General features: G+C 72.3%; 8 protein-coding genes. 3 read left to right on the top strand and 5 right to left on the bottom strand.

The features are described from left to right. Positions 1–54: 54 nt before the first annotated feature. The 3 genes from ACICHK_RS14120 to ACICHK_RS14130 form a co-directional block, all read right to left on the bottom strand. Positions 55–597, bottom strand: a complete 543-nt coding sequence (locus ACICHK_RS14120) for a hypothetical protein (RefSeq protein ID WP_406837177.1) — start codon at positions 595–597, stop codon at positions 55–57. A 244-nt stretch (positions 598–841) separates the two neighbouring features. After that, positions 842–3,583, bottom strand: coding sequence for a pyruvate, phosphate dikinase (gene ppdK, locus ACICHK_RS14125; protein WP_151468036.1), 2,742 nt, complete (start codon positions 3,581–3,583; stop codon positions 842–844). Positions 3,584–4,083: 500 nt separating this feature from the next. Further along, positions 4,084–5,310: an ROK family protein gene (locus ACICHK_RS14130; protein WP_406837178.1), complete on the bottom strand. Its 1,227-nt coding sequence runs from the start codon at positions 5,308–5,310 to the stop codon at positions 4,084–4,086. 119 nt (positions 5,311–5,429) lie between these two features. On the opposite strand from ACICHK_RS14130, the gene ACICHK_RS14135 reads away from it, so the two are divergent. Next, a complete protein-coding gene (locus ACICHK_RS14135) occupies positions 5,430–7,136 on the top strand; it encodes an MGH1-like glycoside hydrolase domain-containing protein (RefSeq protein WP_406837179.1) in 1,707 nt (568 codons plus the stop codon). Continuing rightward, the gene (locus tag ACICHK_RS14140; protein ID WP_406837180.1) at positions 7,133–9,070 is read left to right on the top strand and encodes a glycogen debranching N-terminal domain-containing protein; all 1,938 of its coding nucleotides are present in this window, start codon (positions 7,133–7,135) and stop codon (positions 9,068–9,070) included. Before ACICHK_RS14135 ends, ACICHK_RS14140 begins: the two co-directional genes overlap by 4 nt. Positions 9,071–9,211: 141 nt before the next feature. On the opposite strand, the gene dusB is transcribed toward ACICHK_RS14140, so the two are convergent. Beyond that, the gene (gene dusB / locus ACICHK_RS14145) at positions 9,212–10,366 is read right to left on the bottom strand and encodes a tRNA dihydrouridine synthase DusB (RefSeq protein ID WP_406837181.1); all 1,155 of its coding nucleotides are present in this window, start codon (positions 10,364–10,366) and stop codon (positions 9,212–9,214) included. Positions 10,367–10,463: 97 nt separating this feature from the next. On the opposite strand from dusB, the gene ACICHK_RS14150 reads away from it, so the two are divergent. Continuing rightward, positions 10,464–11,930, top strand: coding sequence for an MFS transporter (locus tag ACICHK_RS14150; protein WP_406837182.1), 1,467 nt, complete (start codon positions 10,464–10,466; stop codon positions 11,928–11,930). An 84-nt stretch (positions 11,931–12,014) separates the two neighbouring features. On the opposite strand, the gene ACICHK_RS14155 is transcribed toward ACICHK_RS14150, so the two are convergent. After that, positions 12,015–13,043 (bottom strand): helix-turn-helix transcriptional regulator, encoded by a 1,029-nt coding sequence (locus ACICHK_RS14155; protein ID WP_406837183.1) that lies wholly within the window; start codon positions 13,041–13,043, stop codon positions 12,015–12,017. Between the last annotated feature and the right edge of the window lie 5 nt (positions 13,044–13,048).

Here is a 13,048-nt window from a genome sequence, read left to right on the forward strand (position 1 = left end):
CCCTGAGCCGGGAGGTCAGCCCCTCCCGCACACCCGAGGGCACTCTCAGGGCACTCAGTCCCCGGTCCCCTCGGTCCTGAACCGGACGCTCTCCGCGACGGTGGCGGCAGGACAGGCCCGCTGCCACGCGGCCACGGTCTGCTGCCTTTCCTCGGCCCTCGTACCGCACCATCGACCGCGGTGGCCCAGGACGCCCGGGCGAAGCCGCAGCTCCAGCCTCAGCTCGCCCTGGGTGACGGCCGAGGCCTCCCGCCATGGCGTGTACACCAGGTCGACCCGGGCCACGTCGTTCGCCGCGCGCGTCAGGACGCGGCCCGCGGTCGTCGTCATCCGCAGTTGCCGTCCTCCACCGGTCACCCGCACGTCGACCAGCGACCTGAGGTCACGTACGAGGAGATAGGCCCAGACCGCGAAGGTGAGCGCCGCACCGCCCAGGGCGACGCGGAAGAGCACTCCGTCGACGCCGCCCTCGGTCGCTGCGAGCAGGAGCGCCAGGGTGGTGAATCCGGCAGTACTAAGGGTGTTGATCAGCCAGCGACGCCCAGGTCGTTCCGCTGACGCCATGTTGGCCTGCCACAGGATCTCATCGGTCTGCATAGGCCCCGTTCCTTGCCGGCGTCGGCGGTAGGGCGATCCTACGAATCACGATGAGGTGTTCGGTAGGGTGCGTCGGCATCATGTCCCCTGGTCGGCGACATACCTTGGCAGTCGCCGCAGAGCATGCACGAAGGGGCGACACCCCCGCACAGGGTGTCGCCCCTTCTCGTGGACCGGAGCCGCCGCCCATCGGTGTTGAGGGTCGGGGACGGACGGCGGCTCCGGGGTCTTGTAGCCGTTCGGGCTAGCGGTGGTCGCTGCCCTTCGAGCTGGAGGCCGCGCGGCCCGCTTCCAGACGGGCGACCGGGATGCGGAACGGGGAGCAGGAGACGTAGTCCAGACCCACCTCGTGGAAGAAGTGGACCGACTCCGGGTCGCCGCCGTGCTCGCCGCAGACGCCGAGCTTGATGTCGGGACGGGTCTCGCGGCCCGCCTTCGCCGCGGCCGCGACCAGCGCGCCGACGCCGTCCTTGTCGATGGTCTCGAACGGGCTGACGCCGAAGATGCCCTTCTCCAGGTACGCCGTGAAGAACGAGGCCTCCACGTCGTCGCGGGAGAAGCCCCACACCGTCTGGGTCAGGTCGTTGGTGCCGAAGGAGAAGAACTCGGCGGCCTCGGCGATCTGGCCCGCGGTCACCGCGGCGCGCGGCAGCTCGATCATCGTGCCGATCGACAGCTTGAGCTCGGTGCCGGTGGCGGCCTCGACCTCGGCGATGACCTGGTCGGCCTCCTCGCGGACGAACTCCAGCTCCTGGACGGTGCCGACGAGCGGGATCATGATCTCCGCGCGCGGGTCGCCCTTGGCGCTCTTGCGTTCGGCGGCCGCCTCGGCGATCGCGCGGACCTGCATGGTGAACAGACCGGGGATGACCAGGCCCAGGCGTACGCCGCGCAGACCCAGCATCGGGTTCTGCTCGTGCAGCCGGTGCACGGCCTGGAGCAGCCGCAGGTCGTTCTCGTGCGGCTCCTGGCGGGACTCGGCGAGGGCGACCCGCACCGACAGCTCGGTGATGTCGGGCAGGAACTCGTGCAGCGGCGGGTCGAGCAGGCGGACGGTGACGGGCAGGCCGTCCATCGCGGAGAACAGCTCCACGAAGTCCTTCTTCTGCAGCGGCAGCAGCGCCCGGAGGGACTCCTCGCGCTCCTCCTCGGTGTCGGCGAGGATCAGCCGCTCGACCAGCTCGCGCCGGTCGCCGAGGAACATGTGCTCGGTGCGGCACAGACCGATGCCCTGGGCGCCGAACCGGCGGGCGCGCAGCGCGTCCTCGGCGTTGTCGGCGTTGGCGCGGACGCGCAGGCTGCGCTTGCGGTCGGCGAAGGCCATGATCCGGTGGACGGCCTCGACCAGCTCGTCGGCGTCGTCGGCGCCGGCGTGCATGCGGCCCTCGAAGTACTCGACGACCGGGGAGGGGACCACCGGGACCTCGCCCAGGTAGACCTTGCCGGAGGAGCCGTCGATGGAGATCAGGTCGCCCTCCTCGACGACGTGACCGCCCGGCACCGTCATCCGGCGGCGCTTGGTGTCGACCTCCAGCTCCTCGGCGCCGCAGACACAGGTCTTGCCCATGCCGCGCGCGACGACGGCCGCGTGGGAGGTCTTGCCGCCGCGGGAGGTGAGGATGCCCTCGGCCGCGATCATGCCGTCGAGGTCGTCGGGGTTGGTCTCACGGCGGACGAGGATGACCTTCTCGCCCGAGCGGGACCACTTCACGGCGGTGTAGGAGTCGAAGACCGCCTTGCCGACCGCGGCGCCCGGGGAGGCCGCGATACCGCGGCCGACCTGCTCGACCTTCGCCTTCTCGTCGAAGCGGGGGAACATCAGCTGGGCGAGCTGGGCGCCGGTGACGCGCTGGAGCGCCTCGGCCTCGTCGATCAGGCCCTGGTCCACGAGCTGGGTGGCGATCCGGAAGGCCGCGCCCGCCGTGCGCTTGCCGACGCGGGTCTGCAGCATCCACAGCTGGCCGCGCTCGATGGTGAACTCGATGTCGCAGAGATCCTTGTAGTGGTTCTCCAGGGTCTCCATGATCCCCATGAGCTGGTCGTACGACTTCTTGTCGATCGACTCCAGCTCGGCGAGCGGGACCGTGTTGCGGATGCCGGCGACGACGTCCTCGCCCTGGGCGTTCTGGAGGTAGTCGCCGTAGACGCCCTGGTGGCCGGAGGCGGGGTCGCGGGTGAAGGCGACGCCGGTGCCGGAGTCGGGGCCGAGGTTGCCGAAGACCATCGAACAGATGTTGACGGCCGTGCCGAGGTCGTGCGGGATGCGCTCCTGGCGGCGGTACAGCTTCGCGCGGTCGCCGTTCCAGGAGTCGAAGACCGCCTTGATCGCGAGGTCCATCTGCTCGCGCGGGTCCTGCGGGAAGTCCCGGCCGGCCTCGGTCTTGACGATCTTCTTGAACTTGGTGACGAGCTTCTTGAGGTCGGCCGCCTCCAGGTCCGTGTCGACGGTGACCTTCTTGAGGTCCTTCGCCGCGTCCAGGGCCTCCTCGAAGAGCTCGCCGTCGACGCCGAGGACCGTCTTGCCGAACATCTGGATCAGACGGCGGTAGGAGTCCCACGCGAAGCGGTCGTCGCCCGACTGCTTGGAGAGCCCGAGGACGGACTTGTCGGAGAGTCCGATGTTCAGGACGGTGTCCATCATGCCGGGCATGGAGAACTTGGCGCCGGAACGGACGGAGACGAGCAGGGGGTCGTCGGCCTGGCCGAGCTTCTTGCCCATCTTGGCCTCGAGGGCCTCGAGGTGCGCACTCACCTCGTCACGCAGTGCCGTCGGCTCCTCGCCACTGTCGAGGTAGGTCTTGCACGCCTCGGTGGTGATGGTGAAGCCGGGCGGGACGGGAAGACCCAGGTTGGTCATTTCGGCGAGGTTGGCACCCTTGCCCCCGAGCAGGTCCTTGAGGTCCCTGTTGCCCTCGGTGAAGTCATAAACGAACTTCGCTCCGCCAACGCTGCTTTCGGCTACGTGGGGATCTTTGTTTTCCGACACGAGTCTCGACTCCTCGACGTCGCGGTGGCTGCCCTGACGACGGGGAACATACCCAGATCGAAGGCGTCTGGGTACGTCCACTCGCGCGTCATGCGCCTGTAACCGGCCGTCCGCCACCAGATCCAAAGTCAAGGCTTGGCAAGTCATCGGGGGTGATGTTTTCACTTCTTGAACGAATCGGCGCGGACAGATCGCCTGAGGCGCTCAAACGAGCACGGTTTAACACGTCTGAGTTTAATCGATGAACGATCAGGCGGTGGCACTGAGTGCCACCCCTTAGGGAAGTGCAACCGCGCACGATCCGCTCATCTGAGCGCGACCCCTATCAAGGGTGGCGAGAATCACGCCATCGGGAGGAGCCAGATTTCACCATGCGGACCACGATCCGGGCACGACACACGGAGATACGAGCACGACACACGGATGTCTCACACGGATGCCGCACCCCGACCCGACCGCCAGGCCCCGGGCACCGCCCGTCACACCCCGGGCGCCATCCGTCACACCCCGAGCGCCGCCAGCCGCTCCTCGGCCCGCTCCGGCGCGTACAGGTGCTCCACGACCAGCGCCCCCGCGCCCACGAGCCCGGCACGCTCGCCGAGCCGGGAGGTCACCACGTCCAGATGGGCGGTGGAACGGGGCAGCGCCCGCTGGTACAGCAGCTCGCGGACACCCGTGAGGAAGGGGGTTCCGGCCAGGTCCCCGGCGATCATCAGCACGCCCGGGTTGAGCAGGGTCACCACGGTGGCCAGGACGTCCCCGACCCGCCGGCCCGCCTCCCGCGCGAGGGCCGTCGCCTCGGGGTGCCCGGCCGCCAGCAGCTCGCGCACGTCCGAGCCGGACGCGGCCGGGACCCCGGACTCCGCGAGCCGGCGCGCCACCGCGCCACCACTGGCGACGGCGGCCAGACAGCCGTACGAGCCGCACCGGCACAGCGCGTCGGCGCCCACCCGGATGTGCCCGATGTCGCCGGCGCCGCCGTCGACGCCCCGGTAGACCGCGCCGCCCACGACCATGCCCGCGCCGATGCCCGTGGAGACCTTGACCAGCGCGAACGCCGAGCAGTCCGGATAGCCGGCGCGCTGCTCCCCGTACGCCATCAGGTTGGCGTCGTTGTCGACGAGCACCGGGACCCGGGCGGTTCCGGTGCCCGTGTGCTCGGCGAAGGCCCGGCCCAGCCGGCCCCTTATGTCGTAGCCGTCCCAGCCCGGCATGATCGGCGGCTGGACCACGCGGCCGGTCTCGCTGTCGACCGGGCCCGGCACCGCGAGCCCGATGCCGCAGACGGCGTCGGCGCTCCGCCCGGACTTGGCGACCAGTTCGGCGAACCAGCGTCCGAGCTCGCCGAGGACCGCCTCGGGGCCGTCGTCGACGACCAGGGGGCCCGCGTGCTCGGCGAGGATCTCGCCCGTCAGGGTGAGGACGGCGGCGCGGGCGTGGCGGGTGTCGAGGTCGGCGGCGAGGACGACGGCGTGCTCGTCGTCGAACTCCAGGGTGATGGAGGGGCGGCCGCCGAGCGGCGAGTCGACGGGGCCGCCGGCGCCCTCGCGGAGCCAGCCCGCGCGGAACAGCCGGTCCAGGCGCTGGCCGACCGTGGCCCGCGACAGACCGGTGGCCCGCTGGAGCGCGCCGCGCGTGGTGGCCCGGCCGCTGCGCACCAGTTCGAGCAGTTCTCCGGCACTTGCCTGGTTCCCGGTCCTCACGGTCCTCCCCGCCCTTTCCGTCATGCGCACCCTCTTGCGTTCCCCAACTCTGCATTACATATTGAGTTTTGCGTGTTAAATAGACGTAACCCTACGGCAGATGCTGCCGAACCGGTCGGCCGGACGTCTTCGGGGAGACCTGAGTGGACAGCACAACCCAGCTCACCGCCCTGCACACGGGACTCGCCACCCCCGTGCGCACCTCCGGCACTCCGGCGCGCGCCTCCGGACCGCCCCCTCCGGCCCCCACGGACGGCATCGTCCGGAGCGGACCACCCGTATACGATCCCGGCGGCCCGTCAGGATCCCTGCACCTCAGGGCCTCCCGGGTGCTGGACGGCAACTGGACCGGAACCTCCACGGTCCCCTCGCGCGGCCTGTACCCGCACCAGTGGTCCTGGGACTCCGCGTTCGTCGCGATCGGCCTGCGCCACCTGTCCCCGCTGCGGGCGCAGACGGAGCTGGAGACCCTGCTCGGCGCGCAGTGGGCCGACGGGCGTGTCCCGCACATCGTGTTCAACCCCTCCGTCCCGCTCGACGCGTACTTCCCGAGCCCCGACTTCTGGCGCTCCTCGACCGCCGGGCGCTCCGCGGGCGCCCCGCGCACGGTACAGACCTCGGGCATCGTGCAGCCACCGGTGCACGCGCTCGCGGTGTGGCTGGTGCACCGGGCGGACCCGGGGCTGTCCAGGGCCCGTTCGTTCCTCTCCCGGATGTATCCCCGCCTGGCGGCCTGGCACCGCTATCTCCTGCACCGCCGGGACCTGGGCGGCGGCGGCCTCGCCAGCGTGGTCCACCCCTGGGAGCAGGGCATGGACAACAGCCCCTGCTGGGACGCCCCGCTCGGCCGCGTCACCCCGGCCCCCGCCCGCTCCTTCCGGCGCGCCGACCTCGACCACGGCGCCCCCGAGGACCGGCCGACGGACCTCGACTACGGGCGGTACGTACGGCTGGCCGCGGACTACCGCGACCGGGGATACACCGACGGCGGCGGCGAGTTCGCCGTCGAGGACCCCCTGTTCAACGCCCTGCTGATCGCCTCGGAACACGCGCTGGCCCGGATCGCGCGGGAGCTGGGCGCGACGGGGACGGCCCGCCACGCGCGCGCGGAGCGGCTGACGGCGGCGCTGGTGGAGCGGCTGTGGGACCCGGCGGAAGGCATGTTCTTCTGCCGTGACGGGCGAGGCGACGGGGACGGCGGGAACAGCCGGACCGGCGGGGCCCGCGGAAGCGGCCGGACCGGTGGGCACGACGGAAGCGGCCGGACCGGCGGGCGCGGCGCGCTGATCCCCGAGCGCAGTGTCGCCGGGCTGCTGCCCCTCATCCTGCCCGCGCTGCCGCGCGACATCGCGGCGGCGCTCGTACGGACCGCGTGCGGGCCGCACTTCGGGCTGGGCGGAGCTGCCCGCCTCGCGCCCAGTTACGACCTGACCGGCGAGGCCTTCGATCCGCACCGCTACTGGCGGGGGCCCGCCTGGTTCAACACCAACTGGCTGCTGGAGCGCGGGCTGCGGCTGCACGGGGAGCACGGGCGGGCGGACGCGCTGCGGGCCGCCCTGCTGGACGCCGCCGGGGAGTCCGGGTTCGCGGAGTACGTGGACCCGTTCACAGGCGAGGCCTGCGGAGCACTCGGTTTCAGCTGGACGGCGGCGCTGACGCTCGACCTGCTGCACGGGCACGGGTCCTCGGGGGCTGCACCGGTCGTGTCCCCGCAGGGGCGCGACGCGTTGACCGACACGACACACGACACCGGCGCCGGAACCCGTGCCGACACCGGTGCCGGCACCAGCGGTACGGAACAGCGCTCGTTCGGGTTCGGGACGGAAGCCAAGGGAGGGGACCGGGGATGACGGAGCGGCATCATCTGCTCGTGCACGGTGGGACGTTCGCCGCCGTGGGCGACGGCGGGGACATCAGCGGAGTGCGGGGCGGCGGCTCTCCGGACGGGTTGTTCGTACGGGACGCCCGGCACCTCAGCCGCTGGCAGCTGACGGTGGACGGCGCGGTGCCCGAGGCACTGACACCGGTAGCGGCCGGTGACACGGCACGCTGCGTACTGGTGCCGCGCGGCGGCCGCAACGAGCCGCCCGCCTACACGCTCTTCCGTGAACAGGCGGTCTCGGAGGGCTCGTTCGTGGAGGCGCTGCGCGTCACCAGCAACCGTCCGACGGCCACCACGGTCCGGATCGCGGTCACCGCGGACGCCGACTTCACCGATCAGTTCGAACTGCGCTCCGACCACCGCACGTACGCCAAGACGGGTGTCGTGCGCCAGCGCCAGGTACTGGAGGACGGAGTCGAGTTCAGCTACCGGCGCGGGGAGTGGCGGTCCCGTACGACGGTCACCTCCGAGCCCGCGCCGGACGGGGTGGAGGAGACGGGCACGGGCGCGCGCCGCCTGGTGTGGACCCTGGACCTCGAACCGCACGGCTCCGCGGAGCTGGCGCTGCGCGTCGCGGCACGTCCGCACGGCGCCACGCACGAACCGCGCGTTCCCGCCTCGCCCGCCGCGGCCGGCGAGCGGCTCCTCGCCCTGGAGGACGAGTTCGCGCAGGGGGTGCCCTTCCCGACCGGCTGGCCCGAGCTGGCCGCCGCCTGCGCGCGCGGCCTGTCCGACCTGGCGGTCCTCCAGGTGCCGGCGACGGGCCCGGACGGCGAGGAGCTGCGGGTGCCCGCGGCCGGGGTCCCCTGGTTCCTCACCCTGCTGGGCCGCGACGCGCTGCTCACCTCTCTCTTCGCGCTGCCCTACCGGCCCCAGCTCGCCGCCGCCACCCTGCCCGCGCTGGCCGCCACCCAGGCGGTCGAGGTGGGAGCGGGCGCGGTCGCCCAGCCCGGCAAGATCGTGCACGAGGTGCGGCACGGCGAACTGGCCCACTTCGGACAGGTGCCGTACGGGCGTTACTACGGCTCGGTGGACGCGACCCCGCTGTTCCTGGTGCTGCTCGGCGCCTACACCGAGCAGACCGGCGACGCGGCCCTGGCCCGCAGACTGGAGCCCAACGCCCGTGCGGCGGTCGGCTGGATGCTGGACCACGGCGGGCTGACCTCGCGCGGCTACCTCGTCTACCGCGCGGACGGCGGCGGCCTCGCGAACCAGAACTGGAAGGACTCCCCCGGCGCCATCTGTTCGGCCGACGGCAGCCGTCCCACCGGCCCGGTGATGGCGGCGGGCGCGCAGGGCTACGCGTACGACGCGCTGCGCCGCACCGCCCAGCTCGCCCGCACGGTCTGGAACGACGAGGTCTACGCGGCGCTCCTCGAGCAGGCCGCCGCCGACCTGCGCGACCGTTTCCAGCGGGACTTCTGGATGGGCGAACAGGCCTTCCCCGCGCTGGCGCTCGACGGCGACGGCCGGCATGTCGACGCGCTCGCCTCGGACGCGGGTCATCTGCTGTGGTCCGGCCTGCTGGACAAGGAGTACGGCGAGCTGGTGGGCCGCCGGCTCCTCGAACCGGACTTCTTCTCCGGCTGGGGCGTGCGCACGCTCGCCGCTGGCCAGCCCGCGTACCACCCGCTGTCGTACCACCGCGGTTCGGTCTGGCCCCACGACAACGCGCTGATCACCCTGGGACTGGCGCGGTACGGACTGCACGACGAGGCCCGTACGGTGGCGCACGCGCTCGTGGACGCGGCCACGGCCGCGGGTCACCGCCTCCCCGAGGTCATCGCCGGCTACGGCCGTGACACCCACGCCCAGCCGGTGCCCTACCCGCACGCCTGCGTACGGGAGGCCCGTTCGGCGGCGGCGCCGCTGGCCCTGCTCGCCGCGGTGGGCGGGGCCTGATCCGGCCTCGTCCGGCCCGGTCCGGCCCGGACCCGTCCGGACGAGGCCCCTGGTCCACGGCCGGGAACCGGACGCCGGGGGGCGGCGTCCGGGCCGTCCGGCGCGCGTGTGGGCGGCGCGCGCCGGACGGGTGCCGGCGGGTCAGCCGCCGGAGGTGTCCAGCTCCGCGTCCTCGGACACGCCCGCGCAGTCGTAGGGGTCCTTCAGCCAGCCGTCCGGCAGGACGACCCGGTTGTTGCCGGAGGTACGGCCGCGGGGTCCGTCGGCGCCGGTCGGCCACGGCTGGTCCTGGTCCAGCTCGGCCAGCCCGTCGGAGAGCTCGGCGAGCGAGGAGGTGATCGCGAGCCGCTTGCGCATCTCCGAGCCGACCGCGAAGCCCTTGAGGTACCAGGCGACGTGCTTGCGGAAGTCGATGACACCGCGCGCCTCGTCGCCGATCCACTCCCCGAGGAGCGTGGCGTGGCGGACCATGACCGCGGCGACCTCGCGCAGCGTCGGCCGCGCGTAGTCCCCGGGGCGGCCCTCGAAGGCGGCCACCAGATCGCCGAACAGCCACGGCCGGCCGAGGCAGCCGCGCCCGACGACGACCCCGTCGCACCCGGTCTCGCGCACCATCCTGAGCGCGTCGTCCGCCGACCAGATGTCGCCGTTGCCGAGGACGGGGATCTCCGGCACGTGCTCCTTGAGCCGGGCGATGGAGTCCCAGTCGGCGGTGCCGCCGTAGTGCTGGGCGGCGGTGCGGCCGTGCAGCGCGATGGCCGTGACGCCCTCCTCGACCGCGATGCGTCCCGCGTCGAGGAAGGTGATGTGGTCGTCGTCGATGCCCTTGCGCATCTTCATGGTGACGGGCAGGTCCCCGGCGCCGCTGACCGCCTCGCGCAGGATCGCGCGCAGCAGGTTGCGCTTGTAGGGGAGGGCGGAGCCGCCGCCCTTGCGGGTGACCTTGGGGACCGGGCAGCCGAAGTTGAGGTCGATGTGGTCGGCCAGGTCCTCTTCCGCGATCATGCGGACGGCCTTGCCGACGGTGGCGGGGTCGACCCCGTAGAGCTGGATCGAGCGCGGCTTCTCGGTCGCGTCGAAGTGGATCAGCTGCATGGTCTTCTCGTTGCGCTCGACCAGCGCCCGCGTGGTGATCATCTCGCTGACGAACAGGCCCTTGCCGCCGCTGAACTCGCGGCACAGCGTGCGGAACGGCGCGTTGGTGATCCCGGCCATGGGGGCCAGGACGACGGGCGGCTGCGCCGTGTGGGGGCCGATCGAGAGCGAGGAGTTCACGGTGGACGTGGGCGTGGGCATTCCCCCATTGTGGCGTACGGCGCCGGATGCTCGCGCGAAAGATCGTGTAGCAGTCATTAGTTAGACACACTATTGAAAGCGACGTAGGCTGAGGACCATGCCTGAGCTCAGCCACCGCCGTCGGATGCTCGTGCTCGCGATCTGCTGCATGAGCCTGCTGATCGTGAGCCTCGACGTCACGATCCTGAACGTCGCGCTGCCCTCGATGCAGCGGGAACTGCACGCGAGCGTCGCGGGCATGCAGTGGACCATCGACGCCTACACCCTGGTGCTGGCCTCCCTGCTGATGCTCGCGGGGTCCACGGCCGACCGCATCGGCCGCCGCCGGGTGTTCATGGCGGGCCTGGTGCTGTTCACCATCGGCTCGGTGCTCTGTTCCCTGGCCCCGGACCTCGACACCCTCATCGTGTTCCGGATGGTCCAGGCCGTCGGCGGCTCGATGCTCAACCCGGTGGCGATGTCGATCATCACCAACACCTTCACCGACCCGCGCGAGCGGGCCCGCGCGATCGGGGTCTGGGGCGCCGTGGTCGGCATCTCCATGGCCGCGGGACCGCTGGTGGGCGGGCTGCTCGTCGACACCGTGGGCTGGCGGTCGATCTTCTGGATCAACCTCCCCGTCGGCCTCGCCGCGTTCCTGCTGACCCTGCGCTTCGTCCCCGAGTCCCGCGCCCCGAAGGCCCGCCGCCCCGACCCGGTCGGCCAGTTCCTCGTCATCGCCCTGCTCGGCTCCCTGACGTACGCGATCATCGGGGCGCCCACCTCCGGGACCGCCCACACCCTCACCTTCGGCGCGATCGCCCTCGCCGCGCTGCTCGGCCTGCTGTGGTACGAGCCCCGGCGCGAGGAACCCCTCATCGACCTGCGCTTCTTCGGCTCGATACCGTTCAGCGGGGCCACCGTGATCGCGGTGAGCGCGTTCGCCGCCCTCAGCGGCTTCCTGTTCCTGTCGACGCTGTACCTGCAGAACGTGCGCGGTCTGAACGCCCTGCACGCGGGTCTGTGGATGCTGCCCATGGCGTTCCTGTGCTTCGTCTGCGCGCCCTTCTCGGGGCGTCTGGTCGGCAGCCGCGGCCCCCGGCCGTCACTGCTGATCGCCGGTGCCGCGATGACCGTGAGCGGTGTGCTGTTCGCCGCGTTCGAGGCGGAGACCTCGAACGTCACGCTCGTCCTCGGCTACGTCTTCTTCGGCCTCGGCTTCGGCTTCGTGAACGCGCCCATCACCAACACCGCCGTCTCCGGCATGCCCCGCGCCCAGGCGGGCGTCGCCGCCGCCGTCGCCTCGACCAGCCGCCAGATCGGCGGCACCCTCGGGGTCGCCGTCATCGGCGCGGCCCTCGCCTCCGGCATCCGGGCCGACGCCTACCGCGACACCTTCGTCGCGGCGTCCCGCCCCGGCTGGTGGATCATCACCGCCTGCGGTGCCGCCGTCCTCGTCCTCGGCCTGCTCAGCAGCGGACGCCGGGCCCGCGCGTCGGCCGAACGCACGGCCCTCCTGCTGGAGTCCCCGGAGATCCGGGACCCGGCGGGCGCACGGGCCAAGGACACCTCGGCCGCCGTCTGACCGGACCGCCGGTGACCCCGCCACCGGTCCCGCGGCCGGGTCACCGGCGGCGCGGGGCCGTCCCCGGGTCGGACCGCTCCCGGGTCAGACCGCTCCCGCCGCCTTCGCCCGGGAGCGCGCGGCGGCCCGGTCCCGGCCCTCCGCCTCCGCCTCCGCCTCCGCCTCCGCCTCCGCCTCCAGCGCGATCGCGTACAGCTTCTCCAGCCGTGCGCGGCTCTCCTCGTCGTGGGGCGGGTACGTCATCATGCGGGCGCCCAGATCGGGGGCGAGCCACAGGTCGGTCTGGTCGACGGTCACCAGGCCGACGTACGGGTTCAGGAACTGCTTGGTCTTGCCGCGGGTGGCGGCCACCTCGTAGCGGTCCCAGTTCTCGCGGAACTCCGCCGACTCGGTCCGCAGCCGCTTCAGCAGCGTCTTCCAGGCGGGCTCCCCCAGGTGCCCGGCCATCGACGCGCGCAGCTTCGCGGCCATCAGCCGCGTGGTCTCGTCGAGCAGGACGATCGACTCGCGCCACTCCGGGTGGGTGTAGGCGAGGAGCACGCAGTTGCGGTCGGCGGGCGGGACCGTGTCGAGGTCGCGCATCGTCAGCCGCGCGTAGGTGCGGTTGTACGCCAGGATGTCGTACCGGCTGTTCTGGATGCAGGCCGGAACCGGCTCCAGCTGCGTCAGGATCCGGCGCAGTGCCGGGGTGATCACCGGGCAGTGCGCGGCGGGCGTGGGGTCGACCGCCCCGGCCAGCTGGAAGAGGTGGGCCCGCTCGCTGGTGTCCAGCAGCAGGGTGCGGGCCAGCGCGTCGAGGACCTGTTCGGAGACCTGGATGTCGCGGGCCTGCTCCAGCCAGGTGTACCAGGTGACCCCCACGGCGGAGAGCTGGGCGACCTCCTCGCGGCGCAGGCCCGGTGTGCGCCGTCGGCGGCCACGGGGCAGCTGGACTTGTTCGGGCGTGATGCGTTCGCGGCGGCTGCGCAGGAAGGTGGCCAGCTCGTGCCGCCGGATCTCCCCCGCACGGGACGCCGCGTCGGACCCGGTGGAGGTGGGCGCCGGTTCCGGACCGCCGGCCGCCGCCCGCTCGGGGCCCGTGCCGGTGGTCGTCCGCTGTGCCATCGTCGTCATGCCCC

Origin of the sequence: Streptomyces sp. AHU1 (assembly GCF_045343905.1) — a bacterium.
GTDB classification, from domain to species: domain Bacteria; phylum Actinomycetota; class Actinomycetes; order Streptomycetales; family Streptomycetaceae; genus Streptomyces; species Streptomyces triticiradicis.

Coding starts and splice junctions, on each gene's coding strand:
- ACICHK_RS14130 (WP_406837178.1), bottom strand. CDS start 5,310: ATGACGGAAAGGGCGGGGAGGACCGTGAGGACCGGGAACCAGGCAAGT.
- ACICHK_RS14120 (WP_406837177.1), bottom strand. CDS start 597: ATGCAGACCGATGAGATCCTGTGGCAGGCCAACATGGCGTCAGCGGAA.
- ACICHK_RS14140 (WP_406837180.1), top strand. CDS start 7,133: ATGACGGAGCGGCATCATCTGCTCGTGCACGGTGGGACGTTCGCCGCC.
- ACICHK_RS14150 (WP_406837182.1), top strand. CDS start 10,464: ATGCCTGAGCTCAGCCACCGCCGTCGGATGCTCGTGCTCGCGATCTGC.
- dusB (WP_406837181.1), bottom strand. CDS start 10,366: ATGCCCACGCCCACGTCCACCGTGAACTCCTCGCTCTCGATCGGCCCC.
- ACICHK_RS14155 (WP_406837183.1), bottom strand. CDS start 13,043: ATGACGACGATGGCACAGCGGACGACCACCGGCACGGGCCCCGAGCGG.